This is a genomic window from Kolteria novifilia (assembly GCA_007748055.1).
Classification (GTDB): domain Bacteria; phylum Planctomycetota; class Planctomycetia; order Kolteriales; family Kolteriaceae; genus Kolteria; species Kolteria novifilia.
Genome location: CP036279.1, coordinates 2,520,063 through 2,545,648 on the forward strand (window position 1 = coordinate 2,520,063; position 25,586 = coordinate 2,545,648).

General features: G+C 62.5%; 23 protein-coding genes. 12 read left to right on the forward strand and 11 right to left on the reverse strand.

The genetic code is table 11. From position 1 onward, the window contains the following. Positions 1-252: 252 nt before the first annotated feature. Together lepA and Pan216_RS09305 are read right to left on the reverse strand one after the other, a co-directional pair. Positions 253-2,052 carry a translation elongation factor 4 gene (gene lepA, locus Pan216_RS09300; RefSeq protein WP_145257727.1) on the reverse strand — a complete coding sequence of 600 codons (1,800 nt, stop codon included), beginning with the start codon at positions 2,050-2,052 and terminating at the stop codon, positions 253-255. Continuing rightward, complete coding sequence (locus tag Pan216_RS09305) at positions 2,016-3,008, reverse strand: ROK family protein (RefSeq protein WP_145257728.1); 993 nt, start codon at positions 3,006-3,008, stop codon at positions 2,016-2,018. Before Pan216_RS09305 ends, lepA begins: the two co-directional genes overlap by 37 nt. Before the next feature lie 326 nt (positions 3,009-3,334). Here Pan216_RS09305 and Pan216_RS09310 point away from each other — a divergent pair, with 326 nt between their 5' ends. Next, entirely contained in the window at positions 3,335-3,658 is a 324-nt protein-coding gene (locus tag Pan216_RS09310; RefSeq protein WP_145257729.1) for a hypothetical protein, read from the forward strand. A gap of 293 nt (positions 3,659-3,951) precedes the next feature. Here the strand turns inward: Pan216_RS09310 and Pan216_RS09315 are convergent, their stop codons facing one another. Beyond that, positions 3,952-4,905: an FAD:protein FMN transferase gene (locus tag Pan216_RS09315; RefSeq protein ID WP_145257730.1), complete on the reverse strand. Its 954-nt coding sequence runs from the start codon at positions 4,903-4,905 to the stop codon at positions 3,952-3,954. 149 nt (positions 4,906-5,054) lie between these two features. Continuing rightward, positions 5,055-5,414, reverse strand: coding sequence for a winged helix-turn-helix transcriptional regulator (locus Pan216_RS09320; RefSeq protein WP_145257731.1), 360 nt, complete (start codon positions 5,412-5,414; stop codon positions 5,055-5,057). Positions 5,415-5,625: 211 nt separating this feature from the next. On the opposite strand from Pan216_RS09320, the gene Pan216_RS09325 reads away from it, so the two are divergent. Together Pan216_RS09325 and Pan216_RS09330 are read left to right on the forward strand one after the other, a co-directional pair. Further along, a complete protein-coding gene (locus Pan216_RS09325; RefSeq protein ID WP_145257732.1) occupies positions 5,626-6,723 on the forward strand; it encodes an alkene reductase in 1,098 nt (365 codons plus the stop codon). A gap of 284 nt (positions 6,724-7,007) precedes the next feature. Next, on the forward strand, positions 7,008-7,466 hold the full coding sequence (locus Pan216_RS09330; RefSeq protein WP_145257733.1) for a hypothetical protein: 459 nt from the start codon (positions 7,008-7,010) through the stop codon (positions 7,464-7,466). A 218-nt stretch (positions 7,467-7,684) separates the two neighbouring features. On the opposite strand, the gene Pan216_RS09335 is transcribed toward Pan216_RS09330, so the two are convergent. Together Pan216_RS09335 and lpxD are read right to left on the reverse strand one after the other, a co-directional pair. After that, a complete protein-coding gene (locus Pan216_RS09335) occupies positions 7,685-8,584 on the reverse strand; it encodes an LpxI family protein (RefSeq protein ID WP_145257734.1) in 900 nt (299 codons plus the stop codon). Between the two features lie 145 nt (positions 8,585-8,729). Then, a complete protein-coding gene (lpxD, locus tag Pan216_RS09340) occupies positions 8,730-9,782 on the reverse strand; it encodes a UDP-3-O-(3-hydroxymyristoyl)glucosamine N-acyltransferase (RefSeq protein ID WP_419193448.1) in 1,053 nt (350 codons plus the stop codon). A 571-nt stretch (positions 9,783-10,353) separates the two neighbouring features. Here lpxD and Pan216_RS09345 point away from each other — a divergent pair. Continuing rightward, the gene (locus tag Pan216_RS09345; protein WP_419193449.1) at positions 10,354-10,869 is read left to right on the forward strand and encodes a carboxymuconolactone decarboxylase family protein; all 516 of its coding nucleotides are present in this window, start codon (positions 10,354-10,356) and stop codon (positions 10,867-10,869) included. 1 nt (position 10,870) lies between these two features. Next, complete coding sequence (gene sigJ / locus Pan216_RS09350; protein ID WP_145257737.1) at positions 10,871-11,749, forward strand: RNA polymerase sigma factor SigJ; 879 nt, start codon at positions 10,871-10,873, stop codon at positions 11,747-11,749. 13 nt (positions 11,750-11,762) lie between these two features. Here sigJ and Pan216_RS09355 read toward each other — a convergent pair whose 3' ends face one another. Continuing rightward, positions 11,763-12,017: an Rdx family protein gene (locus Pan216_RS09355; RefSeq protein WP_145257738.1), complete on the reverse strand. Its 255-nt coding sequence runs from the start codon at positions 12,015-12,017 to the stop codon at positions 11,763-11,765. A gap of 184 nt (positions 12,018-12,201) precedes the next feature. After that, positions 12,202-14,139 (reverse strand): ATP-dependent zinc metalloprotease FtsH, encoded by a 1,938-nt coding sequence (ftsH, locus tag Pan216_RS09360; protein ID WP_419193450.1) that lies wholly within the window; start codon positions 14,137-14,139, stop codon positions 12,202-12,204. 390 nt (positions 14,140-14,529) lie between these two features. On the opposite strand from ftsH, the gene Pan216_RS09365 reads away from it, so the two are divergent. Next, on the forward strand, positions 14,530-15,150 hold the full coding sequence (locus Pan216_RS09365; protein ID WP_145257739.1) for a thioredoxin family protein: 621 nt from the start codon (positions 14,530-14,532) through the stop codon (positions 15,148-15,150). 8 nt (positions 15,151-15,158) lie between these two features. Beyond that, positions 15,159-15,887 (forward strand): TlpA family protein disulfide reductase, encoded by a 729-nt coding sequence (locus Pan216_RS09370; protein ID WP_145257740.1) that lies wholly within the window; start codon positions 15,159-15,161, stop codon positions 15,885-15,887. Between the two features lie 533 nt (positions 15,888-16,420). On the opposite strand, the gene Pan216_RS09375 is transcribed toward Pan216_RS09370, so the two are convergent. Next, the gene (locus Pan216_RS09375; RefSeq protein ID WP_145257741.1) at positions 16,421-17,461 is read right to left on the reverse strand and encodes a DUF933 domain-containing protein; all 1,041 of its coding nucleotides are present in this window, start codon (positions 17,459-17,461) and stop codon (positions 16,421-16,423) included. A gap of 361 nt (positions 17,462-17,822) precedes the next feature. Between Pan216_RS09375 and Pan216_RS09380 the strand changes: the two genes are divergently transcribed. After that, positions 17,823-18,365, forward strand: coding sequence for a hypothetical protein (locus Pan216_RS09380; protein WP_145257742.1), 543 nt, complete (start codon positions 17,823-17,825; stop codon positions 18,363-18,365). Between the two features lie 4 nt (positions 18,366-18,369). Then, positions 18,370-19,293 (forward strand): extracellular catalytic domain type 1 short-chain-length polyhydroxyalkanoate depolymerase, encoded by a 924-nt coding sequence (locus Pan216_RS09385; protein WP_419193451.1) that lies wholly within the window; start codon positions 18,370-18,372, stop codon positions 19,291-19,293. Here Pan216_RS09385 and Pan216_RS09390 read toward each other — a convergent pair. Together Pan216_RS09390 and Pan216_RS09400 are read right to left on the reverse strand one after the other, a co-directional pair. Next, on the reverse strand, positions 19,290-19,754 hold the full coding sequence (locus Pan216_RS09390) for a putative molybdenum carrier protein (protein WP_145257744.1): 465 nt from the start codon (positions 19,752-19,754) through the stop codon (positions 19,290-19,292). The two genes, Pan216_RS09385 and Pan216_RS09390, sit on opposite strands and share 4 nt — an antisense overlap. Positions 19,755-20,017: 263 nt before the next feature. Continuing rightward, a complete protein-coding gene (locus Pan216_RS09400) occupies positions 20,018-20,704 on the reverse strand; it encodes a class I SAM-dependent methyltransferase (protein WP_145257745.1) in 687 nt (228 codons plus the stop codon). 178 nt (positions 20,705-20,882) lie between these two features. Between Pan216_RS09400 and Pan216_RS09405 the strand changes: the two genes are divergently transcribed. The 3 genes from Pan216_RS09405 (at position 20,883) to tcuB (ending at position 25,561) form a co-directional block, all read left to right on the forward strand. Beyond that, positions 20,883-22,820, forward strand: coding sequence for a redoxin family protein (locus tag Pan216_RS09405; protein ID WP_145257746.1), 1,938 nt, complete (start codon positions 20,883-20,885; stop codon positions 22,818-22,820). Between the two features lie 243 nt (positions 22,821-23,063). Continuing rightward, positions 23,064-24,452 (forward strand): FAD-dependent tricarballylate dehydrogenase TcuA, encoded by a 1,389-nt coding sequence (gene tcuA / locus Pan216_RS09410; RefSeq protein ID WP_145257747.1) that lies wholly within the window; start codon positions 23,064-23,066, stop codon positions 24,450-24,452. Then, complete coding sequence (tcuB, locus tag Pan216_RS09415; protein WP_145257748.1) at positions 24,437-25,561, forward strand: tricarballylate utilization 4Fe-4S protein TcuB; 1,125 nt, start codon at positions 24,437-24,439, stop codon at positions 25,559-25,561. Before tcuA ends, tcuB begins: the two co-directional genes overlap by 16 nt. Positions 25,562-25,586: the final 25 nt, after the last annotated feature.

Here is a 25,586-nt window from a genome sequence, read left to right on the forward strand (position 1 = left end):
CACGTGGTGCCGTCTCGCGAACGCGGCGTGTCAAGCTTGGCCCGGTTCGGACCAACACGTTGACGGCGTTCGTTGATGGATGATTCGTCGTCCCGTCCGCGATGCGTCTGTCAGCATCTCGTTTTCGTGCGGGGTGGTCAATGAGAAGACCGATTCCGGTTCCCAAGGACTCTCTGCCATTGTAGCCGTTGGCGGTCCGAGAGAACCAACGCCGGTCTCTGGAATCGCGTGAGAATCGAACCGGCGCCGGGGCTACTCCGACTCCATCTGCAGCACCGCGAGGAAGGCCTTTTGAGGGATTTCAACGCGTCCGAACTGCTTCATCCGCTTCTTGCCCTCCTTTTGCTTCTCGAGCAGCTTGCGTTTCCGGGAGATATCGCCGCCGTAGCACTTCGCGGTCACGTTCTTGCGTAGGGCGGAGATCGTTTCGCGCGCGATGATCTTGCCGCCGATCGCGGCCTGGACGGCGATCGGGAACATGTGGCGCTCAATCTCTTGCTTGAGCTTCTGCACCAGTCGTCGGCCGCGCTTCATCGCGAATTCGCGATGGACGATCGTCGAGAGGGCGTCGACCTTCTCGCTGGCGACCATGACGTCCATCTTGACGAGATCGGCCTTCTGGAAGCCGATGATTTCGTAGTCGAGGGTTCCGTAGCCGCGCGTGATCGACTTGAGGCGGTCGTAGACATCGACGATCAGTTCCGCGAGCGGAAGCTCGTAGACGAGAATCGTTCGCGACTGGCTGAGGTACTCGGTCCGGAGGTACTTGCCGCGGCGGTCTTGGCAGAGCTGCATGATCGGACCGATCGAATCGCTCGGCGTGATGAAGCTGACCTTGGCGATCGGCTCGCTCCAGGACTCGATCGTCGACGGATCGGGCACCTTGTCGGGACTGTTGATCGAGATCGTCGTTTCGTCGCGCAGCCCGAGCTCGTAGGTGACACTCGGGGCGGTCTGAACGAGGTCGATGTCCTCCTCGCGTTCGAGTCGCTGGGCGATGATCTCCATGTGGAGCATGCCGAGGAAGCCGCAGCGAAAGCCGAAGCCGAGCCCCTCGTTCGATTCCGGTTCGAAGGAGAAGCTCGAGTCGTTGAGACTGAGCTTGAGCAGCGCCTGGCGCAGATCGTCGTAGTCGTCGTTGTCGGTGGGAAAAATGCCGCAGTAGACCATCGGCTTGGGTTCCTCGTAACCCGGAAGCCGGTCCGCGGAGGGATTGGCGGCGTCGGTCACGGTGTCGCCGATGTGGATGTCCCTCAGATCCTTGATGCTGGCGATGACGTAGCCGACCTGGCCGGCCGAGAGCGAGTCGACGGCACGGCGCTGCGGGCGGAACTGCCCGAGTTCGGTGACGTCGTAGGTCGCGTTGGTCGAGAGCATCTTGACCCGTTGGCCCTTGCGCAACTCGCCGTCGATCAACCGGACGTAGATGATCACGCCACGGAACTCGTCGAAGTGACTGTCGAAAATGAGCGCTCGCAGCTTGTCGTCGGGGTTGCCCGGCGGCGGAGGAACCTGCTCGATGATCGCGTCGATGATGCGATCGACGCCCATTCCGGTCTTGGCGCTACAGGGCAGGCACTCCTCGGGCGTGAAGCCGAAGGTGCTGTCCATTTCCTCGGCGACTTCCTCGGGACGGGCGGCGGCCATGTCGATTTTGTTGACGACGGGGATGATCGCCAAATCGCCGTCGAGGGCGAGGTAGGCGTTGGCGACGGTCTGGGCCTGGACACCTTGGGTGGCGTCGACGAGCAGTAGGGCTCCCTCGCACGCGGCGAGACTCCGCGAGACCTCGTAATGGAAGTCGACGTGGCCCGGCGTATCGATCAGGTTGAGTTCGTACTCCTCGTTGTCGCGCTGGTAACGGATCGCGACGGCGCGGGCCTTGATGGTGATCCCACGTTCGCGTTCGAGGTCCATGTCGTCGAGGACCTGGTCACGGAACTCCCGTTCGCTGATCGCCCCTGTCTGCAACAGGATCCGGTCGGCGAGCGTACTCTTTCCGTGATCGATGTGGGCTACGATGGAGAAGTTGCGAATATTTTCCGGGCGCATCCAGCAGCTCCAATGAAGCCGGCATCACTGCCGAGCGAGGCGTAGTCTATCCGAGTCGCGTCGGCGAGGATCGGCAGGGCGTTCTCACGCACGCATGATCGGATCTTTTCTAGGAAACCTGGGCCCGCATCGGTCATGGCGCCGCTAAAGAGGACGACCTCTGGGTCCACCAAATGCATCACGTTGACGGCGCCGACGGCGAGGTAAAAGGCCGTTTCGTCGACGATTCGTTCACACAGCGCGTCGCCAGCGGTGGCCCGTTCGAAAATGAACGCCGCCGTCAACTTTTCCCCTCGATCGGTTGCGTCGAGCAACTCCGAGGACTCCCCGGCGACCAGGGCCTCGCGGGTCCGATCGACCATCGCGGTCGCGCTGGCGTACGCCTCGAGCGAACCAAAGAGCCCCGTCGTGTTTCGTCGCGGCTGCTCCAGGGCGATCCGCAAGTGCCCGGCTTCGCCGGCGTGACTGTGCGCTCCCTCGAGCAGTTGCCCGCGTAGGAGTATTCCACAGCCAATCGACGACCCGAGCGTGAAGAGCGCGAGACTGTTCGCTCCTTGGCCGGCTCCGACCCAGTGCTCCGCGAAGGCGACCGCGTTGGCGTCATTTTGCAGCACCGCGCGAACGCCGAGCTGTTCGCCGACCAGTTGCGGAAGCGGCAAATTCAGCCATCCGGGTAAGTTGGGAGGACTGAGCAGAATCTGTTCGGTGAGGTCGAGCGGGCCGCGACAGCAAATCCCGACCGCCTCGATATCATCGAGCGTCAACGCCGACGCCATCACCGCTTCGCGAGCGGTCCGGCAGATCTGCAAGACGCCCTGTTCGGAACCGCGTTCGGCATGCGTCGGGTTCGCGACACTTCCAATCGCTTTGCCCGTATCGTCGACCACTCCTGCATGGGCCGAAGCTCCACGTATGTCGATCCCCAGGTAAAAGGGGCGTATAGCTTCGCCGGCCACGCTGTCCCTCCATGTGTGGGCGCCGCTCACGATCAGCAAGCCACAAATCGTGGCCTCTCTCGCACCACGCTCTGATCCCTCAAAACACAATGGGGCAATTCTAGCGATCCGCACAAACTTGAGGAGTCCGATCAGACGGGAAACCCGAGCGAGGCCCGAACTCCTTGGCGAGAATTTCCGGTTGGGCACGCCTCCGAGGGCGTCGACAGTTGTGAAACTAGGATGGTTTCGGACGACTGGGCAGCGACGGGGACTCCCCGCCGACGAACGCGGATCGTAGAAAGCCGCCGAGGGTCAACATCAACGAATAGCGTAGGAGAGCGACCGTGAAGAGTTCGACAACACGCATGGGAATGGCCGGGGCGCTGTTGGCCGCGGTCGTGGTGCTCGTCGTCGCCGAGGGATCGCGGTCGGCGCCGGAGCCGGCCCTTTCGCGCTTCGCCGATGTGCTCCGCGTCGGGGACTCGGTCGAGATCAAGGACGCCGACTCGAGCTACCTCATCGTCCAGGCCGCCGACAACATCGCCGTCGGCTACACCGTCAAGAAGATCGGCGTCGACTTCATCTACTTCGAATCCTTCGACGGGACCAGCAGTCTGGTCATTCCCGTCTACTCGATCAAGGCCATCGCCAAGCAGTTGACGCTGTGAGGCAAGCACCCATCCCTCTTCCGTGGGAAGAGGGGCCTGCGACAGCATCTTTGCGTCCACTCGCCCGTTCGAAATGGGGTCGTGACGGCATCCCGAGTTCCTCTGAGAGAGAGAGCCTCTTGTTCTCCTCACCCTGCGGGAGAGAGAGACTTTTGTTCTCCTAGGGATCGGGGGTGAGGGGATCGACAAACGACCTTTGATGACTATTCCTCGGATGCCACTGGCTGCTTGTCAGCCAGTGCCAAGTGACCAGAAGGTGGAGCGATTCTCGCTCGTCGATCGACCTCGGAGGACTACTCGCCCTTCGCCTCTTTCCAGCGGCGGGAAGTGATCACCTGGACCTTGCCATCGGGTTCCTCGACCGTGATCTTCGCGGCGGCGAAGGGCGTCGACTCGACCAGATCCAAACCCTTCCGCGGGCCAAGGACCGGGATCACCGTCGCCAGGGCGTCGGCGGTCATCGCGTGCTTGGCGATGACGGAGACCTGAACGCCCTCGATTTGCTTGCCCGTCCGCGGATCGATGATCAGATCGCCCGACGTTGCCAGGGCGGTGTTCTTGATCGCGACTTCCGTCGGAGCCGCTTCACCGGCGGCCGGCTCGATGGTGAAGACCCAACCGTCAGCGCCCGGAGGAGCTTCCCCAACCACCACGTCACGACCGATCTGCAGGCTCGCTTGGCGGATCCCATGCGTCTGCATCGCGCGCAGCGCCTCGTCGGCGATGTGGCCCTTGATCATCCCGTTGAGATCGACCCGCATCCCCTTCGCCGGCAAATGGACGCTCGTCGCTTGCGGATCGAGGACGATCTTGTCGTGACCGATCTGCTTCTTCGCCTCGGCGACCTCTTTCTCGGTCGGCTCCTTGTCATCGGCCCAGAGCGCCACCAGCGGTCCGCCGGTGATGTCGAAGGCGCCGTTGGTGCGGCGACCCATCTTCTGGCCATGGTCAATCGCTTGATAGACCGACTCGTCGACCGTCACCGGTTTGTCTCCGGCCGCCTTGTTGAGCTTCGAGACGTCGCTTTCGGGAACTCGCTCGCTGTAGCGGCCCGCGAGTGCCCGAATCCGCTCGAACGCCGCGCGTGTGGCGACCTCCGCGGTCTTCTTGTCGGGAGCATAGAGCGACACCACAATCGGCTCCCCCCAGTGATCCTCGGTCATTTCGAAGTACTGAAGGTTGTCGGCCGCGACACTTCCCTGGGCGAGCAGCACGACGCCCACCAAGGCTAGGAGCGATTCTCTCATGAGTAGGTCCTCTTGTGCGGGGGTAGTGAAACCGCCGTCCAAGATAGACCTTCGCCTCGAGTGCGGCCCTGGTCATCCGCGAGGCTCATCGAAACTTCATGGATCGTTGGAAGGAGCCAGGAGGGAGGGTGGGGAGGCGACGTCCGGTGTCATGCCTTCGACATCATCGCCGATCGTGCTTCTTCGACTTCCGACCAGTGCTTGTTTCCCCAGTCATGAATGGACCGGAGCGTTGGTTCGAGCGTTCGCCCAAGGGGCGTCATCGAGTACTCGACCCGCGGGGGGATCTCGGGAAACTGCTTACGAGCGACGAGTCCATCGCGGACCAGCTCCCGCAACTGCTGCGTGAGCATCTTCTGGCTGATCCCCGGCATCTTGCGCCGGAACTGGTTGAACCGGACCGGCCCCTCGAGCACGTACCAGAGCAGATGAACCTTCCATCGTCCCCCGATCACGCTCAAGACATCGGAGATTGGACAACTCGATTCAGCACATGTTCTCGTTGGCATCGGCTCCACCCGACCATCCCCGCGAACAACGTTCTGGTTGTTGCGTCGGCGATAGTTTCCAAAAGGTAACTACATAACAAAAAAGTGCCTAGTACCCAAATGATACCAAGGTGCCTACACTCTAGCAACAGAACGTGAGGCAACCCAGCCGACTGGTGGGAACACGTTCTCGATCGAGCACATCCGGAACTAGGCGAGGAGTGGAACAGAGATGGCGGAAAACGAGCAACTGCTCTCAGGCTTCGATCTGGGAGGAATCAACCTGGACAGTCGCGTGGTCATGGCGCCGCTGACGCGCGCGAGAGCGGGCGTCGAGCGGATTCCCAACGGACTTATGACCGAGTACTACACGCAGCGGGCCGGTGCCGGGCTCATCATCACCGAGGCGACCGTCGTCTCCCAACAGGGGATCGGCTGGTTGAATTCGCCGGGCATCTACTCCGATGTTCAGACCGAGGGTTGGAAGCAAGTCGTCGACTCGGTCCACGCCAAGGGGACACCGATCTTCCTGCAACTGTGGCACTGTGGACGGGCGTCGCACAGCAGCTTCCACGACGGCGCGCCCCCGGTCTCGGCCTCCGCGGTCAAGCTCAACGGCGAGTACATTCACACGCCGACGGGAAAACAGTCCTATGAGACGCCGCGCGCGCTCGCGACCGACGAGGTTCCCGGCGTGGTCGACGACTACCGCAAGGCCGCCCAGCGCGCCAAAGCGGCCGGCTTCGACGGTGTCGAGATCCACAGCGCCAACGGCTATCTCATCGATCAGTTTCTTCAGTCGAAGACCAATCAGCGGAACGACCTGTACGGCGGCGGCATCGAGAACCGCTTCCGCTTCCTGAGCGAGATCGTCGAGGCGGTCCAAACGGTCTTTCCCGCCAATCGCGTCGGGGCGCGTCTCTCGCCCAATGGCAACTTCAACGACATGGGATCGATCGACTTCCGCGAGACCTTCCGCTACGCGATGTCGCGCTTGAACGACTACGGTTTGGCGTACTTGCACGTCGTCGACGGGCTCGCGTTCGGGTTTCACGAGTTGGGCGAACCGATGACGCTCGCCGAGTCACGCGAGTTCTTCAAGGGCCCCTTGATGGGCAACTGCGGCTACACGATGGAGTCGGCCAACGCGGCGATCAAGGAGGGGCAAGCCGACCTGATCGCGTTCGGGCGACCCTTCATCAGCAATCCCGACCTCGTCGAGCGTTTCCGCAACGGCTGGCCGCTCGCCCCCGAGGCCGAGATGTCCGCTTGGTACTCCTTCGACGCCGAGGGCTACGTCGACTTCCCCGCCTACCAGCAAGCAAGCTGACGACAGGGGAGCAGGACTGAGGGAAGAGGAGACCATCGGGACAGAAGCCCCGATTTGTCGGAGCGAAAAGGCCCCCAGTTGGGGCTCTTCTCCGCGCGTCTTGTCCAAGAAACGTTCGCGTTCAACGCAGCTCTTCTCCAACTCGTGTTCGCTTTTACCGCGACGCCACCTCCAGCGGCGACCTCTCGTAGTTCTCCATTCACCAACGGCGGGCGTTTCCGGACGTCCGATTCTATGATGAGCGGAGAACACCTCCGATTGCCTGGGACCGAGGAACGCCGACCATGGACTCCGACCTTCGCATCAAACGACTCGAGAATCGACTCAACGCGCTCATCGGCTTCGTCATCGCCGGGGCCTTCGCGGTGGTGATCGCGGTGAGCGTGTTGTGGATGAGACCGACGTCGACTCAAGAGGGGCTGACGCTCCGGGACGATCGCGGCCAAGTGATCGCGCAGCTCGGTGGGGCGGCGGGACGGGCGCTGCAACTCTTCGACGAGAAACAGAATGTGCGCGCGATCCTCGAGGTCGGAAGCAACGGCCCGGGGCTCGGCTTGCGTTCCCCCGATGGCGAACTGCTCGTGATGCTCGATGGGGATCCGAAGAACCCGGGGCTCTTTCTTTGCGACCCGCCGGGAACGACTCGGCTTCGGGTTTGGATGGAGAAGGGACGGCCGGTCATCGATCTGCTGAGCCTCGACGGTACCGTCGAGCGGAGCTTCCCGCCGGCTAGCGACCAGTGACGACTGCTTGGTTTCGGATGAAAGGGACGGTTGACAAGACCCTTCTCTTCGTATCACTGGCTGGCGAGCAGCCCGTGGCACGCTAGGCTTCGTTTCAAATGTAGGTCGTCGGCCCGAGACTCAGCCAATCGATGCAGCCCGACAAAGTCCCGTGCCGATGCAGCGAGTCGAAGCCAGAGCCGAGCTTTGAGACGGAGGCTAGGAGTAAACCCAGCGTACTACGCGACCATCGGATCGGTCTTCGCAGCTTCTTCGCCAGTGAGTGAGACGATGGCGATGCCGTGACGGTTGGCGAGTTGGATTGTCTCCTCGCGGTCGATGAGGATCGTTCGGTGAGCCTCGATCGCCAGGACCGAACCGCCCGCTTTGGCCATTCCCACGATCGTTTGGACGCCGACGGTGGGGACGTCGAAACGCATGTCCTGCAAGGGTTTGGCGACCTTGACGACGGTGAAGCCTCCCGCCCGGCAGAGTTGCCCGGCGCGCGCGATCGCTCGGTCGGTTCCCTCAATTGCTTCGATCGCGATGGCGGCGGCATTCTTGACCACCACGCTCTGGCCGACATCGAGCCGTCCCATCTCGCGCGCGAGCGTCCATCCGAAGGCGATGTCGCGAGCTTGCGATTCGGTCGGTTGACGCCGCGTGAAGGTGCCGACATCGGCGAGCAATTCGGGGCAGACTTCGAGGGCCGAGGCGAACTCGATGCCGTCCTTCTGGAACTCGCGAATGATGCTGAGCAGCAGCGTGTCGTCTTTGTTGTCGCTGCCCTTGCGGGCGAGCCACCAACGGATGGTTCGCCAGTCGGGCAACATGCGAAGCAGTGGCATGGGGGAGAACATCATCACCTTGTGAATTTTCCCTGCCATCACCGCCCAGGTGATAGCTTCACCCTTGAAGCAACGAATCGCGCCGCCCAGTTTGCCCAGGCCGACTTCGTAGTAGCGATCGACGTGGTCGCGAAGCGCCGGATCGACGTGGTCCCGAACGCCGACGCAGACGACCTCGATGCCCTGTTCGCGGGCCGCATCCGCAAAGTGAAAGGGGAATCGGCCAGCGCCGGCGAGGAGCCCCACGCGATCCGAAAAGCGCGGCTTGTCGGCGAGTTTCGTTTCCAGCATTCCCCGATGGTTCCCCTCGCGTGGCCGGTGCCACGCGGTTTCGATTCAGGATTCCCGCTCTCTCGCCTCAATTCCCACGGGCCTTGACTCGACTCACTCCAAGTCTCCATAGACCAGTGCACGATCTTCGTTGGACCGAAGGGCACTAGCCGGCTTTTCGTTTGGACGAATCGCCACCCAGTTGCTTCTTGAAGTTGTCGAACTCCCGAATGATTTCCGGGAAGCGGCTGACGATCTTCTCGAGCGTGAGGAAGTGTCGCTTCGCCTCGCGTTCGGGACGGGCCGGAACGCCCAGCACCCGCTCTCCCGCGGGGACGTCGCGAATCACCGCACAGCCCGCACCGACAACCGATCCATCGCCCACGTTGACGTGATCGACCAACGCCGCTTGCCCGGCGATGACGACGTCGCAGCCGGTGGAGGACGAACCCGCGATGCCAACCTGGCTGACGATGATGTTGCGCGGTCCGATCTGGCAGTTGTGCGCGATCATGACTTGGTTGTCGATCTTGGTCCCCTCGCCGACACGGGTCGTGCCGATCGTCGCTCGGTCGACGGTCGAGCAAGCGCCGATTTCGACGTCGGCGGCGATCTCGACGCGTCCGAGCTGGGGAACCTTCTTGTGTCCCTCGGCGGTCCGCTTGTAACCGAACCCGTCACAGCCGATCACCGCGCCGGCGTGAATGATGCAGTGATCCGCGAGGCTCGTCTCGGGGTAGAGGACCGCGTGCGGATGAACCTCGACGTTGTCACCAAGTTGGCAGTCATTGCGAATCACGGCGTGAGCGTGGATGGTGCAACGGTCGCCGATGCGGACGCCCGCCTCGATGACGGCGAAGGGTCCAATGTGGCAGTCGTCACCGATCTCCGCGGAGGGATCGATGGCCGCGCGCGGATCGATCTTTCGCGGCAAGGGGGCGCTCGAGGGACGCAGCAGGGTCACGATCTTGAGGGTGGCTTCGAGCGGGTTGCCGACGACGATGGCGGGGATCTGGGCGGGAAGGGGGAGTTTCTCGTTCAGCAGCACCGCTCCCGCGTCCATCGCTTCCAGACGGGCGAGCTTCTTCAGGTCGGTCACGAACGTGATCGCGTCGCCGGTCACTTCCTCGAGTGGAAGCGCGTCGCGAATCGTTCGGGTCACGTCCCCATGGGCGGTGCCGCCCACATGCTCGGCGAGTTCAGCAACGGTGTAAGTCACGGACAATCCTTTCCCGCACGCGCGTGAACGCCAATTCCTTCCCCGCTCAGGGTCTCCAAAGAGGAGGCGTTCCGCCGATTGTTCCTCGGGAATCTAGGAGAGGGTTCAAGTTGATGCAAGACGGATTCGCTGGCAACCGCGTGAAGGGAGGACCGTAACACGCTTGGGGGTGACTGTGGCGACCTGGGAGGGTTGGCTCTTCGCCTCGCAGCTTGGCTTGAAGCCATTCCACGGCCTCTTGACGTGTCATCGCTCGCCAGGACGAGATGTCGCTCACTCGCCCCGCCATCGACTCCCGCCATGTGCCGAAGGTCGGGTAGCCGGTCCAGCGTTGGATAAACGCCGTAGGGCTTCGTGCTGCTTGCTTGGGAATGCGGATTGGTGCCGCGAGGGAGGATGCTCCCCTGGCCACAGTCTACCGGAGGTCGCTGAAAGAACCGATAGCTACTCCCACCTCGTCGCGGCGGTCGACCCGCATCGTTTGAAAATCGCTCCCCGATTGTCACAACCTGTCGCCCCGATTCGTCAGATGGGAGGAGAGCGACCACGCAAGGAAACAAGGAGAGCGATCATGACGACCACGTCGACCTATCTTGACGAGATTCACGCGTTTCAACAGGCGTACGATTACGATGCGGGCTACATGGTGGAATTGCTCGAATCGTCGCCCGAGGCGTTCGCGACCTTCGCCAAGGCCGAGGACGCGGCCAAATACCGTAGGGAATTGCCGGTCGAGGCCTTTCACGTCGCGGGCATCACGGTGATGATGATCGAGGACTGTGGGACGTGCTTGCAACTAAACCTAAGAATGGCGGTTCAGGCCGGCGTTCACCGGGAGACGCTCGCCCTCTTGCTCGAGTCGCCGGAGAAACTTTCCGAACCGCTTCGGGACGTTTGGGAGCATGTTTCGTCGATCACGCGTCACGAGCCTCCCGATCCGGCATGTGCCCAGCGAATCAAGCAGCGCTACGGGAGAGAGGCGTTCGCGGAACTCGCCCTTCACGCCGCGATGGTTCGGATGTATCCGACGCTCAAACGGGGCCTGATGATGGCTCAGTCCTGCCAATTGCCGACCCTGGACTTCTGAGATGGTGAGAGAAGTCTCATTCGCGGACGTGATCGAGGAACATCGGCCGTACTTGCTCGGCTTGTGTTACCGCATGCTCGGCTCGGTGGGCGAAGCGGAGGACGTCCTCCAGGAGGCCTATCTGCGTTGGCACGGCGCCGGGGAGCCCGTTCTCGACGCTCCCCGGGCTTGGTTGACGACGGTCTGCACGCGATTGTGTCTCGATCGGCTCAAATCCGTGGCGGTCAAACGGGAGCGGTATCATGGCCAATGGCTGCCCGAGCCGATGATGGACGAGCGCAATCGAGCGGAGTTGGACGAATCGATTTCGCTCGCGTTGATGATCGCGATGGAACGGCTCACCGCGCCGGAGCGGGCGGCGTTCATCCTCCACGACGTCTTTGGTTTCGACTTCGGGGAGGTCGCCAAGACGCTCGAGCTCAAGGCCGCCCACTGTCGGCAGCTTGCGGTGCGGGCGCGGAGGCACTTGCGCGGTGACCATCAGCGCGTCGAAAGTTCGCCCGAGGAGGTCGAACGACTCAGCGGAGCGTTCTTCTCGGCGATCGAATCGGGTGACGTCGAGGGGTTGCGAGCGGTCCTGGCCGAGGATGTCGTCGTCCTCTCGGATGGGGGCGGAAAGGTTTCGGCCGTGCTCAAACCGCTCCAAGGAAGGGACAAAGTGGAGCGATTCTTCCTCAGTTTGCGCCGTTTTTATGCCAAAGTGGGCGGAATTCAGCTCAAGCAGACCTGGTTTAACGGCGCCCCGGGCTTGTTGGTGCTCGCCGAGGGACAGGCCCCGTCGGCCTACCAGTTCGCGATCGAGGAGGGGGTGATCCAGTCGATCTTTATCCAGCGCAATCCCGACAAGTTGGAACGACTACTCGCTCCCGGCGACGACTAGTTCAATCGGGCCGCTAGCCCGCCACCTCGAGTTCGCGGCGGATGTGATCGTGGATCTCGGCGGGCGTTGGTAAGCGATTGAGGCCGACTCGTCCCAATACCCCTCCCGTTTGATATCGATCGAAGACGAGCCGGTCATCAATCCAGACCTTAAACACTCCAAAGAACCCGGGAACGAACGACAACTCCGCGTCCGGGTAGTGTCCGGCAAGTTCCTCGGCATAACGGCGGTAGCCGCAGGGTTGGCAGTACTTGATCCTGACGTTCATCGATCCTTACTTTCTCCACGAGGCGACGAAAACGGTTCGTGTCCTGTTGGGGGCATCCTCTGGAGAGGGAGATTCCCACGCAAGCGTTGGTCTTTTCAGCATGCCCACGCGAGCGTGAGCATGGCACCCGATCTCCGGGCACCCGATGCCCGGTTGCCGATGCCAGGGCGGCGGGATGGAGATCTCATGAGTCTCCTTCGGCTTGGCGTCGCTGCTCGTCGGTGTTGTCGTCGAGGAGGTGGGGATGGTAGTCCGAACGTTCGCTTCCCGGTACCAACCGGGGGGAGGCCGCGTCCATCACCTCCTTGAGCTCCTCGGCGTCGAGCACTTCCTTTTCCAGGACCCGTGCGGAGAGTTTCTCGAGCGCGTCGCGATGCTCAGTTAGGATATCGCGCACGAAGGTCGCGGCCGTATCGACGATCCGCTTCACCTCCTCGTCGATCTCGCGGGCGGTCACTTCGCTGAACTCCCGAGCATAACTTTGCGACCCGGGGCCAAGAAAGGGCGAATCCTCGTCGCTGAACGCGATCCGTCCCACCCGCGGACTCATGCCGTAGAGCTGAACCATCTGTCGTGCGATCTGCGTGAGTTGTTGAAGGTCGTTCTGGGCGCCCGTGGAGACGTCCGGGAAGACGATCTCTTCGGCGATCATTCCGCCGAGCAGCGTGCAGATCCGGTTCTCGAGTTGCGTCTGCGTCGCCAGGTAGCGATCGTCGAGTGGTCGCTGGAGCGTGTAGCCGAGCGCTCCGAAGCCGCGTGGAATGATCGAAATCTTGTGCACCGGGTCGGCGCCGGGGATCAGGTACGCGACGATCGCGTGGCCGCATTCGTGGTAGGCGATGCGTCGCTTCTCCTCGGGCATCATGACGCGTTGCTTGCGCATCAGGCCGGCGACACCGCGCTCGATCGCCTCCTCGAAGTGAGTCCGCTGAACCCGCGTGCTGCCTTCACGCGCCGCCAGCAGGGCCGACTCGTTGACGAGATTGGCCAGATCCGCGCCGACGAATCCCGGAGTCAACGCGGCGATCGCGCGCATGTCGAGGTCGTCGTCGATCTTCACGTGGCGAGCGTGAACCTTCAGGATCGCCTCGCGACCGTTGATGTCGGGACGGTCGACGACGACGTGGCGATCGAATCGTCCGGGTCGCATCAGGGCCGGATCGAGCGTCTCGGGGCGGTTGGTCGCCGCCATGATGATGACGCCTCGATTGGAGTCGAAGCCGTCAATTTCGACGAGAAGCTGGTTGAGCGTCTGCTCGCGTTCCTCGTGACCGCCGGTCCAGCCGGAGGAGCGTGTCTTGCCGAGCGCGTCGAGCTCATCGACGAAGATGATGCACGGAGCGCGCTGCTGGGCCTGCCCGAAGAGGTCGCGAACCCGGGCCGCCCCGACGCCGACGAACATCTCGACGAAGTCCGAACCGCTCAGGCTGAAGAAGGAGACGCCGGCTTCCCCGGCGACCGCGCGAGCGAGGAGGGTCTTGCCGGTGCCCGGCATTCCCACCAAAAGGACGCCGCGCGGGATGCGCCCACCCATCGCTTGGTACTTCTCCGGGGTCCGTAGAAAGTCGACCACTTCGCGCAGTTCCTCGACCGCCTCGTCAATGCCCGCGACGTCGTCGAAGGAGACATCGACGTCCTCCTGAGCGTAGAGTTTGGCGCGACTTCTGCCGAAGGTCATCGCCGAGCTGCCGCCGAGTCGTCGGATGAGCAGAAAGTACAGCAGCACGACGATCGCGACGGTGGGGAGAAACCAGAGAAAGACGGTCCGCAGCGGGTTGGGTTCCTCGGTCGAGCTGTACTTGACGTCGTGAGCGTCGAGCAGGGGGAGTAGGCCGTCGTCCTCTTCGATGCTGCCGCGGGCGGTGCGAAACTCCCGATCCTCCTCCGGCTCTTTGGACTGGGTCGGTTTGAGCACGCCGTTGATCTCGGAGGGCCCGATCGTCACTTCCTCGACCTTGCCGTCGGAGACGAGTTTACGGAACTCGCTGTAGTCGACGGTCTTCGGGCGGGAGACGCTGATGATCAACTGGATCGAGACGATGATGAATCCAATCGCCAAGAGCGGCCCGATCCAGTTCGGCCAGCTTCCCCGAGGGAATCGGTCGCGTCGTCGGTAGTCCATGGAATCCTTCGCTCGTGGAATTGCTGATGGTCGATGGGGAGTGACGAAAGAGACCCTTCGACGCCGTCGGAAAACTCGTCGGCGTGTGGCCGTGGGAACGCTCCTCCCGCCATCTCGGAACTCGGGAGCATCCTCCCTCTGAGTCTCGCTCGTTTCAGCCCCACATGCAAGTTGGTTCGTCGAACTCCGGACCCCGCCGCCTCGTACAACCGAACTGGCGGTTCGTCGCCGGCTTGGTACGATACGTCGAAGGGAATGGGGATGGGATGATGCACGCTCGATTGCCCAGCACTCCGTTCCTCGGGACTTGAAGAGGATCGACTCCGCTTGCTGGAGACCTGCCAGAGACGAGCCAGGACGACTCCCTCTTGTTTCATGGAGGTTTGATCGATGCATTCCCAAATGGGGCCAGCCAAATCGTTCTCGCGCGTCGCGCTGTGGGCGTTGTCGCTGCCGCTCGCCTTTGTCCTGATCGCCCACGCCGCCGTCACACCGCTCGGACCGGGCACCGCGGCACCGACGTGGAAGGAATTGCCCGGCATCGATGGCGCCAAGCATTCCCTCGCCGATTTGGACGACGCGAAGGTCGTCGTCGTCGCGTTCACGTGCAACACCTGCCCCTTTGCCCAGTCCTACGAGGAACGCTTTTCGACATTCGCCAAGAAGTACGCCGATCGGGGTGTCGAGTTCGTGGCGATCAATTGCAACCTCGACGAGGACGACTTGTTGCCGGCAATGAAGGAACGCGCGAAGGCGCAGGGCTTCGCCTTCCCCTATTTGCACGATGCGAGCCAATCGGTCGGCAGGGCCTTTGGAGCGAAGGTGACTCCGCATCTCTACGTGCTCGACAAGGATCGTAAGATCGCTTACGTCGGGTCGTTTGACGATGCCCGCAAGCCGGAGCGAGTGACCAAAGAGTATGTCGTCGACGCCGTCGAGGCGTTGTTGTCAGGCAAGGAGGTGCCGGTCGCCAAGACCCGTGCCACTGGCTGTTCCATTCGTTATGAGTGAGATCACTGATGATCAGAAACGTTCGAATCCTCATTTCCGGGCTGGTGCTCCTTTCACTTTCCGCATGTGGAAAGAGTGAGCCGGCCGCTCAAAAGCCGAACGAGGCTGGGACCGTGAAGGCTCCGGCGAAGGACGAGGCGGTCGCCCCCAAGAAGGAAGAGAAGGCGTCTTCGATCCCCGCGGCCGATCGACCGACGCTCGCGCCGCCGGCGCCCGTCGCGACGACGAAGATGCCCCCCGGAGATGCCTCGAAGACCGCGCCTCCCGCGACCAAACCCAAAGCGACCGACTCCAGCGCGGAGAAGGGAAAGGCCGCGTCCAAGCCGGCGGACGTTGTGCTCCAAGTCGTCAACGAGAAGGAGTTCGACCAGTTCCTCGCCTCCCACAAGGGCAAGTACGTGGTCATCGATGCGTGGGCGCTGTGGTGCATCCAGTGTCGGCAGAAGTTTCCCAAGTACATGGAGTTGGCGAACAAGAAGGCGGGCGAGAAACTGGTCTTCGTGACCGCCAACTTTGACGACACCGATCAACAAGAGGAAGCGCAGGAGTTCCTGGCGGAGCAGGAGAGCGAACTTAAGAACCTCCTCATCGATGCCTCGATCGCAAAGGTTCAGGAAAAGTTCAAATTCGAGGGGCTGCCGCAGTACCTGATCATCGGCCCCGACGGCGAGGTCGTCTTTCGCACCTCCGAGATCGAGAACGTCGCCCCGAAGCTCGACGGTTTCGGCGTCAATTGAACGTCGTCCGACGACGTTGAGATGTCAGCACCTACGTCAGGTATGCCTCACCTCTCCTTGGGGAGAGGTCGGCGAGCGAAAGCGAGACGGGTGAGGGAGATTAAACGCCCGGACCTGCAAGGAATTTGGTCGGAAGAAAGCCCCCTCACCCCTAACCCCTCTCCCACGGGGAGAGGGGAATCAAAGGCTCTCCTCCCACGGGGAGAGGGAATCAAAGGCTCTCCTCCCACGGGGAGAGGGGAACAATAGGCTCTGACGGGTCGACAGACCAAGTAGGTCAGGGCATTGCCTGACACGGCTCGGTTGCAGTGGGCCATCAAGGTCTACGGGTCAGGTATGCCTCACCTCTCCTTGGGGAGAGGTCGGCGAGCGAAAGCGAGACGGGTGAGGGAGATTAAACGCCCGGACCTGCAAGGCGTTTGGTCGGAAGAAAGCCCCCTCACCCCTAACCCCTCTCCCACGGGGAGAGGGGAACTTCGGTTCAACGTCGTTCCGCAACGGGCCAACGGCCCGTTCAATGGGGGACTTGGAGCCTACACGTTGAAGCGGAAGTTGATGATGTCGCCGTCGGCGACGATGTATTCCTTGCCTTCGAGACGCTGTAGGCCCTTGGCCTTGACCTCCTTCATCGACCCGCACTCGACCAAGTCGGCGTAGTTGCAGAGTTCGGCCCGGATGAAACCGCGGGCGATGTCGCTGTGGATCTTGCCGGCCGCGTCGACCGCGGTGGTGCCTCGGTCGATCGTCCAGGCTTTGCACTCGTCCTCGCCGACGGTGAAGAAGGAAATCAGCCCGAGGATGTCGTAGGCCGCGCGAATCAGCTTGTCCTTGGCGAGTTCCGTCACGCCCAGCTCTTCCATGAAGGTCGCGCGCTCCTCGCCATCGAGCTCGGCGAGATCGAGTTCCAGCTTGGCCGCGACGCCGGTCGGACCGTTACACAGATCCTTCAAGCCGTCCAACGGCGGTTCGCCGATCGTGTCCTCGGAGCAGTTGAGGACCACGATCTCGGGCTTGAGCGAGAAGAGCTGGAAACCGCGGATGATCTTTCCGGTCTCCTCGGAGAACTCCATGCCGGCGATCGATTGTCCCGACTCGAGCCTCTCGGCGACCGCCTTGAGTTCCTCGATCTCCTTGTCGTCGCGTTCGCGATCGGCGGCCGATTTGGGGCGTTTGCCCTGGGCTTCGAGTTTGGTGAGTCGGTTGGTGACGACCTCAAGGTCGGCGAAGAGGAGTTCGTCGCGGAACGATTCGAGCTGCGCGGCCGGCTCCTTCGGGTCGGAAAAACCGTTGAGGACCGCGAGCAGCCCGTCGGCGCCGCGAAGCGTGGCGATCCGCTGGGGATTGTCGGCCTTCTGGCCAGGGATCAGCCCGGGGGTGTCGATGAACTCGACGGTCGCGGGCGTGGTCTTCTTCGGCTTGAACATCCCGGTGAGAAAATCGAGGCGATCATCGCCGACCTTGGCGATGCCGATTTGTCCTTTGAGGGCCGCCGCGGGGTCGGGGGCGACTCCGGTCAGGGCTTGAAAGAGGGTCGATTTACCACTCTGTGAGTAACCGACGATGCCGACGCGCATGGGAATGACTCCAGCTCATCCAAGGAAGCCGACGTTTGTGGGAGGTCTCGACTGACGCCGCGGACGAACACCAAGTCGGTGCGGCCCTTCGGGTTGCATCCAGCGACTTCCACGATTGCCGCGTCGGGGGATTCCTTTCGTGAGGATCCGTCGCTCGTGAGCGAGCGTGGTGGTTGTGTCTCGCGGCAACGATCGAACCGTGACGCCGCCGGCGAGCGGGCGAGACGATCGACAACCCCGAAGGAAACGTTGCCCAAGCCAACGTTGTAAAGCCGACCAAACCGGCCGTCAACGTCCCCTGCGCGAAGCGGCGGCAGCCTATAAGATAAACCTCATCACCGTTTCTGAATTCGGAGCCTCCATGAACCACGTGATTTTGGTGCTTGGCGCGACCAATTTCCTGCTCGTCGCCATCACCGCCTTCCTCGGGCTGTTGAGCCAGCCGCCGGTCGACGCGAACCATCTCGGCGATGGAGCGTTTCTCTATCATTTGCCGCTCGGCATCTTCACCGCGCTCTTCACGATGCTGGTCAATTGCCTGGTGATGACGTACTTTCTCGGGACCAATCGTTGGGTGCGGGAGACCGCCGAGGCTTACGCGCTCGATCCTCGTTTCACCATGCGGAGTCGTTCCTGCCGAACGCGTTCGATGATGGTGATCGTGCCGAGCATTCTGCTGGTCGTGGCGACGATCGCGACCGGAGCGGGGACGCACACCAAGGTCTGGCCCCTCTGGCTCCACTGGGTCGCCCCGGCCGTGACCTATTTGTTCGTTTTCTACGCCTACTTCGTCGAGTATTTCGCGGTCGAGGAGCACATCCAGTTGACCGACGAGGTGATGGTGGAAGTCGACCGCATCCGCGCCGAGCGTGGCCAACCCGCACTTTCGGCCGTCGAGGAGTAGGACGGTGTTGCTCCTCGCGCTGCTGGTGCTCTTGGCCGAGGAAGCCCTCGGGCCGGGCGATCATCGATTCGACGTCAGCGTCGATGGCCGCAAGCGGTTCGCGCTGGTTCATGTCCCGCCGCAAGCGAAGAAGGGCCAGCCGCTGCCGCTGGTCCTGGCCTTTCACGGCGCCGCGACCAACGCCCACATCATGGCGAACCTGACGGAGTTCAACGCGAAGGCGGACAAGGAAGGATTCATTGTCGCCTACCCCAACGGCACGGGACGGACGCCGTGGGTCGGCACCTGGAACGCGGGCCGCTGCTGCGGTCATGCATCGAAGGAAGGGATCGACGACGTCGGGTTCGTCGAGACGCTGCTCGATCGGCTCGCCCAGCGCGTGAGCGTCGACCCTCGCAGGATCTACGCGACGGGAATCTCCAACGGGGCGATGATGTCCTACCGCTTGGCGTGCGAACTCCCCGAGCGGATCGCCGCGATCGCCCCCGTTTCCGGTCCGATCGTGACGGACGAGTGTCCGCCCGGTAGGCCGGTGCCGGTGATGCACTTCCACGGGACCAAGGACCACTTCGCTCCCTACGACGTCTCGAAGAACAAGCTCTCGCGGCTCGCGGGACTGCGGTCGGTGGACGACACGATCGCGCTTTGGGTCGAGCGCAACGATTGCGAGCGAAAACCGACCGAGACGAAGCTCCCCGATCGCGTCGACGACGGAACCCGAGTCACCCGCTTCATCTACGTCCCGAAGAAGGGCGATGGAGACGTGATTCTCTATCGCATCGAAGGTGGCGGGCACTCGTGGCCCGGCGGGACGCGCGACGCGAAGATCCTCGGCAAGACCTCGCGGGAGATCTCCGCCAACGACCTCATGTGGGCGTTCTTCAAGGGTCATCCCTTGCCGAAACAAAGTACAGGCAAGGACGGCTAGACGACTCGTGCCAGGAGCCCCACCAGAAAGGCTTCCGCGCGGACTTGCAGACTTTCGCCTTCGACCTCGCTCTCGCGGGGACCGGCGACGTTGAGGACCTCGATCGACGACTCGGCAAGCCAGGTGGGGAAACGCTCTCCCGCGGCGGGTTCCTCGAGCGACAACACCAGCAATGGTTTCTCGTGATTTCGGCAGAGCTTGGCGGTCAGCGCCGTCCCGCCCGACAGTTCGCCTGGTGCGACGATGAGCGTCCCGTCGCTGTCGACCACGTTCCGCTCGGTCCGCACCGCGTAGTCCCGGGAATCGGCTTCGACCAGTTCGTAGCGGCTCGGCACGGTGCCGTCTTCCGCCCGGCGTCCCTTGGGACACCAACCGCCGTGGGCGATGTTCAGAGCGATCGCGGCCTCGAGGGCGGCTCGATCGACGCCCGTCTGCCCACCACTGACGATCTTGCGAAGCATGTCGGAGCCTCAGACCTCGGGAAGTCGACCCTCGGGAAGTCGACCCTCGGGAAGTCGACCCTCGGGAAGTCGACCCTCGGGAAGTCGACCCTCGGGAAGTCGACCCTCGGGAAGTCGACCCTCGGGAAGTCGACCCTCGGGAAGTCGACCCTCGGGAAGTCGACCCTCGGGAAGTCGACCCTCGGGAAGTCGACCCTCGGGAAGTCGACCCTCGGGAAGTCGACCCTCGGGAAGTCGACCCTCGGGAAGTCGACTTGGGGAAGTCAGCCGACCCCGGCGCGATCGCGGCAGAGGCGATGGACCACGGCGGGGGGGATGTTCAGAATGACTTGCTGGCGGCCGACGCCGTAATCTTGCAGGAATCGGCCCAGTCGTTCCGCCACCGACCGCTGATGGTCGCGTTTCGTCGATCCGACGAAGGGGGACGAGAGCGTTCGGATCCACAGGTACTCGAAGAAACGAAAGGTCCCCCCTGGCTCGAGGGCTTCGACGAGCCGCCCGACCAGGGTCTCGACCAGGTCCGGAGGAAAGTTGTTGAACGGGAGCCCACAGACGATCGCGTGGAATCGCTCCTCGGAGGGCAAGTCCTCGATCGAGCCATGGACGAGGCGGACCTGGTCGCGTTTCGGGCTCCAAGCGGGATCTTCGCGCAGCCGTTCCTCGAGGACGTGGACGAATCGCTGGTTGATCTCCACCAGAACCAACTCGTCGCCGGGGCGGAGTTGGCGGATCATCTCATCGGTGAAGGCGCCCGTTCCGGGGCCGGCCTCGAGAAGTCGCGCTCGCGGCGGCAGGTCGGCGTCGAGCTTGGCGATCGACCGCGCCAAGTAGCGGCTGCTGGGCAACACCGCTCCGGTGGTGGCGAAACTGTCGCGAAACTCCCGCAGAAAAGTCCGCCATTGCCCGAGGGCCCGACGGCGGACGGGCGAGGCTGGTCGTTGAGCGTGCAAAACTGATCTTTTCCTGTTTTGGCGATTGGCGCTAAATGCCCCTGCGAGACTAGTCCCCCAGTGCGCAGTCTACCCTGACTGGCATGGTTCGACTAGTCCGACCGACCACGGGGATACGGATGGGGAGCCGAAGGAAAGGCTCCACGGGACCAACGAGAGCAAGAGGAGACGGAATTCCATGACGTGGCATCGAGCAGCGGCGTTGGTCGGGCTGGCCAGCCTAGTGATCGGCGGATCGCCGGTCCTCGCCGCAACTCCGAGCGTGGATCAGATTCTAGCGCTACAACCGAAACAAGAGGGGATCGTCTACGACATTCCCGAGGGCGAGAACCGCACCAAGTGCAAGCTCCAGGTCCTCAAGAAGCCGAGCGGCTGGGTCCTTCACGACCATCGCGGCTTCGTCATCCGCCGCTTCATCGATGCCAACGGGGACAACGTCGTTGACCGCTGGTCCTACTACATGAACGGACAGGAAGTCTACCGCGAGAGCGACACCAACGGAAACGGCAAAGCCGACGATTTCCACTGGTACAACACCGCCGGAAGTCGTTGGGGCGTCGACTCCAACGAGGATGGTCGCATCGACGGTTGGAAGAGGATCTCCGCGCAGGAGGCCTCGGCCGAAGCGGTCGCCGCGATCAAGAACCGTGACTTTGACCGCATGGCTCGCGTTCTCTTCACCGAGACCGACATCCGTGCCGTCGGCTTGGGAGAGCAGGCCGCCGGTCGCGCCCAGGAGTCGCTTCGCGGCGCCTCGGCCAAGTTCCGCACCCTCGCCGGCGCAATTGGCACCAACCTCGAGTGGACCCGCTTTGACGGCCATTCGCCGATGAGCATTCCCTCCGACGAGGTCGGCTCGCGCCAAGACCTGATCATGTTCCAGAACGGCACGATCATCGCCGATGCCGGTGGACGCAGCATCTGGCTTCGCGTTCCCGAAATCGTTCGCGTCAACGATACCTGGAAGCTCACCGATATCCCGACCGAGATCGACGCCGAGCGTCCGATCGACGCCGCCGGGGTGATCATTCCGACCATCGTCGAGCAAGCGATCGCGTCGACGCCGACGCCCGAGGGTGACGCCGGGTTCATCGAGGAGAACGATCAAATTCGCGAGTACATCGGCGAACTCGAGAAGCTCGACCGCGGTGCTCCGACCAACTCCTCGAGCGTCAACTCGATGGTCAAGTACCACATCGAACGGGCGAAGATCTGTGCTCAGATCGGTGCCAAGTCGTCGCGGCTAAAGAATCGCGAGCACTGGTACGAGCAGACTGCCGACAGCCTCAACGCCGCGGTCCAGACCGGCGGCTACCCGCAGGGCATCGCGACGCTTGAGCAGTACGGCCAGCGTTTCGATCAGACCTCTTGGGGCAAGGGACTGGCGGCGTACTTCCTTTACCGGGCGATCAACTCCGACTACGCCTTGGCTCTTCAGAAGGAAGAGGGACATGTCGAGGCCCAGGAGAAGTATCTCAGCCGACTGGCCAAGTTCAACAAGGACTATCCGGAGTCGGGCGACGCCGCCGACGCCCTGTTGCAGTTGGGCAACGGCATGGAGTTCACCAACAAGGAAGAAGAAGCGGTCGACTACTATCGTCAACTGCTGACGAAGTTCCCCAACGACGAGTCGACGCCCAAGGCCGAAGGGGCTCTGCGCCGCTTGCAGTCGGTTGGCCAGCCCTTCATGCTCGCGGGCAACTCGATCGACCAGCGTGGCCAGATCGACACCCGTCGCTACCGCGGCAAGATCCTCGTCGTCAGCTTCTGGGCGACGTGGTGTGATCCGTGCATGAAGGAGATGGGCAACCTCAAGAAACTTCGCGAGAAGCACGCCAAGGACGGGCTCGAGATCGTCGGCGTTTGCCTCGACGGCGAAGCGACCGCCCCGCAAGCGATGGCCCACCTTCGCAAGAACGGCTACACTTGGCCGCAGATCTACGAGAAGGGTTCGATGGAGAGTGCTCCCGCGCTTCAGTACGGCGTGATCAGCCTTCCCTACGTCGTCCTCATCGACGCCGACGGCCGGGTGATCAACCGCAACGTCCAGTACAGCGACCTCGACAAAGAGGTCGAGCGTGCCATCGCTCGCAAGATCGCCTCACGCGACAACTAAGCCCTCCGGCTAGAGCAACGACAACCGAAGAACCGGCCCCCTCGCGGGCCGGTTTTTTTGTGGCGTCACGCTCTTCGTCACTTCCTTCCGCGAACAGCTCTCCATTGACCGTCTTGCCCAGTACTCCCGTATAAAGCTTCAGAGACGCTGAAGAAGTATCCACCGAACTTGATTGATCGTCGGGTCAAGTCGGTTACAGTCACCCTTAACCGAACCGACTACTTGAAACTCCCGAGGCTGTTCATGCTTCCCGCGAGTACGGATGTCTTGGTCATCGGCGGTGGCAACGCCGGGATGTGTGCCGCCATCGCGGCTCGTGAAGCCGGCGCCGATGTGGTGTTGCTCGAACACGCCAACAAGTCGATGCGCGGCGGCAACTCGCGGCACACACGCGATCACCGGGTCATGCACGACGAACCGACCGCCACCATGGTCGAAAGCTACTCCGAAGAAGAGTTCTGGCAGGACCTGCTACGCGTGACCGGCGGCAATACCAACGAGCATCTTGCGCGGATGATGATCCGCAAGAGTCGCGAACTACTCGACTGGCTCAGCGCCCGGGGCGTCCGCTATCAGCAGGCCCTCAGCGGTACGCTCAGCCTGACACGCACCAATGCGTTTTATCTGGGTGGCGGCAAGGCGGTGCTCAACGCGGAGTACCTCACCGCGGAACGACTCGGTGTTGAGATCTTCTACGACAGCCAAGTCACCGCGATCGACATCACTGATGGGCACGCGACGTCGGCGACCGTCGTCAATCGGGGATTCACCTACACGATCAATGCCCGTGCCATCGTCGTGGCCAGCGGCGGGTTTCAAGCCAACGAGCAGTGGATGAAGGAGGTGTGGGGAGACGCCGCCGACAACTTCTGCATTCGCGGTACTCCCTACAACCGCGGTGTGGTGCTCAAGGATTTGCTTTCGAAAGGAGCCGATCCGGTCGGCGACCCGTCTCAGTGCCATGCCGTTGCGGTCGATGCCCGGGGGCCGAGGTACGACGGTGGCATCGTGACCCGACTGGACTGCGTCTGCTTCAGCATCGTCGTCAACAACCTGGGACGACGCTTCTACGACGAAGGGGAGGACTTCTGGCCGAAGCGCTACGCCATCTGGGGGCGTTTGCTGGCCCAGCAGCCCGATCAGATCGGTTACGCGATTCTCGACTCGAAGGTCCTGCATCACTTCATGCCGTCGGTCTTTCCATCGATTTCCGCCGACTCGATCGAGGAACTCGCCCGCAAGATCGGCATCGACGAGCAAGCACTCGCTCACACCGTTTCCGAATACAACCACGCCGTGGTTGACGGCAGCTTCGACAAGGCGGTCCTGGACAACTGCTCGACGAGGTCCCTCGATCCGCCGAAGTCGCACTGGGCGCTCAAGCTCGACACACCCCCATACTTCGCGTACCCGATGAAGCCCGGGATCACGTTCACGTACCTTGGACTCAAGGTGAATGACGAAGCACGCGTCCTCTTCGGCGATGGCAGCCCGTCGGACAACGTCTTCGCGACAGGCGAGGTGATGGCGGGCAACATCCTGGGACAGGGATACTGCGCCGGGACGGGGATGACGCTAGGATCGGTCTTTGGTCGCATCGCTGGAGAGCACGCAGCATGCTGTCGGAACTAGAGCGAGAGACTGCCCGTGAATCGGACGCCGTCACCGAGGCGCGTCGCGTCATGCAGATCTGCAACGCGTGCCGCTACTGCGAGGGGCTTTGCGCGACGTTTCAGTCGATGGTCCGCAAGCGTGAGTTTCCGGAACCGGAACTCGACTACCTGGCGAACCTTTGTCACAACTGCACGGCTTGCTTTCACGTCTGCCCCTACTCGCCGCCGCACCTGATCGACCTCAACGTGCCCCAGTCCCTCACCGCGCTTCGGGTCGAGACCTACGAGAAGTATGCTTGGCCCGGGTTTCTCGCGACGCTACTTCGCCGTAACGGCTTGGCCGTCTCCATGGTGACCGCCTTCTCGCTGTCGCTGGTCCTGGTGTTGGTGATCGTGCTTCGCGACGCGAGCGTGTTGTTTTCAAGTCACGTCGAAGCCGGCTCCTTCTATGAGGTCATTGGCCAGAACGTGATGATCGCCGTGGCGGGCGGCACGTTCGGGTTTAGCATCTTGGCGATGTTTATCGGCGTGGTTCGGTTTTGGTTCTCGACGCAGCGTTCCTCGCGCGTTCGGGTCGGCATCGGCTCGCTGCTACGGGCGCTGTGGGATGTCGTGACGCTCAAGAACCTCGGTGGCGGTCACAATGAAGGTTGCACCACGCGTGACGAAAGCTATTCCAACCAGCGCCGCGTCTTCCACCAGTTCACGATGTGGGGGTTTCTCTTCTGTTTCGTCTCGACGTCGGTCGCCGCCTTCTACGATCACATGATGGGCTGGGTGGCGCCCTATCCTCTTCTGAGCGTGCCGGTGGTCTTTGGCTCGCTCGGTGGACTCGGCCTGTTGATCGGACCGCCCGGTTTGCTTTGGGTGAAGCTTCAGAGCGACTCGCGGCCGATGCTCTTGCGGCACTACGGGATGGACTACGCCTTCCTGGCGTTGCTCTTTTTTATCAGCCTGACCGGGCTCCTTCTGCTTGCCCTTCGCGAGACCTCGGCCATGGGAATCGTCCTGGCCGTCCATCTCGGTTTCGTCCTCGGATTCTTCCTGCTGATGCCTTACTGCAAGTTCGTCCACGGCATCTACCGCTTCGCCGCCCTGGTTCGCTTTCACGGCAAGCCGGTCGGCTGAGTCTCGAATCGAACGCGTTGGGCGA

What these genes read in the sequence shown, in the direction of transcription:
- Pan216_RS09365 (WP_145257739.1), top strand. Translation starts at nt 14,530, where the DNA reads ATGCATTCCCAAATGGGGCCAGCCAAATCGTTCTCGCGCGTCGCGCTG.
- tcuB (WP_145257748.1), top strand. Translation starts at nt 24,437, where the DNA reads ATGCTGTCGGAACTAGAGCGAGAGACTGCCCGTGAATCGGACGCCGTC.
- ftsH (WP_419193450.1), bottom strand. Translation starts at nt 14,139, where the DNA reads ATGGACTACCGACGACGCGACCGATTCCCTCGGGGAAGCTGGCCGAAC.
- sigJ (WP_145257737.1), top strand. Translation starts at nt 10,871, where the DNA reads ATGGTGAGAGAAGTCTCATTCGCGGACGTGATCGAGGAACATCGGCCG.
- Pan216_RS09380 (WP_145257742.1), top strand. Translation starts at nt 17,823, where the DNA reads ATGAACCACGTGATTTTGGTGCTTGGCGCGACCAATTTCCTGCTCGTC.
- Pan216_RS09370 (WP_145257740.1), top strand. Translation starts at nt 15,159, where the DNA reads ATGATCAGAAACGTTCGAATCCTCATTTCCGGGCTGGTGCTCCTTTCA.
- Pan216_RS09405 (WP_145257746.1), top strand. Translation starts at nt 20,883, where the DNA reads ATGACGTGGCATCGAGCAGCGGCGTTGGTCGGGCTGGCCAGCCTAGTG.
- Pan216_RS09355 (WP_145257738.1), bottom strand. Translation starts at nt 12,017, where the DNA reads ATGAACGTCAGGATCAAGTACTGCCAACCCTGCGGCTACCGCCGTTAT.
- lepA (WP_145257727.1), bottom strand. Translation starts at nt 2,052, where the DNA reads ATGCGCCCGGAAAATATTCGCAACTTCTCCATCGTAGCCCACATCGAT.
- Pan216_RS09325 (WP_145257732.1), top strand. Translation starts at nt 5,626, where the DNA reads ATGGCGGAAAACGAGCAACTGCTCTCAGGCTTCGATCTGGGAGGAATC.
- Pan216_RS09330 (WP_145257733.1), top strand. Translation starts at nt 7,008, where the DNA reads ATGGACTCCGACCTTCGCATCAAACGACTCGAGAATCGACTCAACGCG.
- Pan216_RS09375 (WP_145257741.1), bottom strand. Translation starts at nt 17,461, where the DNA reads ATGCGCGTCGGCATCGTCGGTTACTCACAGAGTGGTAAATCGACCCTC.
- Pan216_RS09345 (WP_419193449.1), top strand. Translation starts at nt 10,354, where the DNA reads ATGACGACCACGTCGACCTATCTTGACGAGATTCACGCGTTTCAACAG.
- Pan216_RS09335 (WP_145257734.1), bottom strand. Translation starts at nt 8,584, where the DNA reads ATGCTGGAAACGAAACTCGCCGACAAGCCGCGCTTTTCGGATCGCGTG.
- Pan216_RS09390 (WP_145257744.1), bottom strand. Translation starts at nt 19,754, where the DNA reads ATGCTTCGCAAGATCGTCAGTGGTGGGCAGACGGGCGTCGATCGAGCC.
- Pan216_RS09320 (WP_145257731.1), bottom strand. Translation starts at nt 5,414, where the DNA reads ATGCCAACGAGAACATGTGCTGAATCGAGTTGTCCAATCTCCGATGTC.
- tcuA (WP_145257747.1), top strand. Translation starts at nt 23,064, where the DNA reads ATGCTTCCCGCGAGTACGGATGTCTTGGTCATCGGCGGTGGCAACGCC.
- Pan216_RS09315 (WP_145257730.1), bottom strand. Translation starts at nt 4,905, where the DNA reads ATGAGAGAATCGCTCCTAGCCTTGGTGGGCGTCGTGCTGCTCGCCCAG.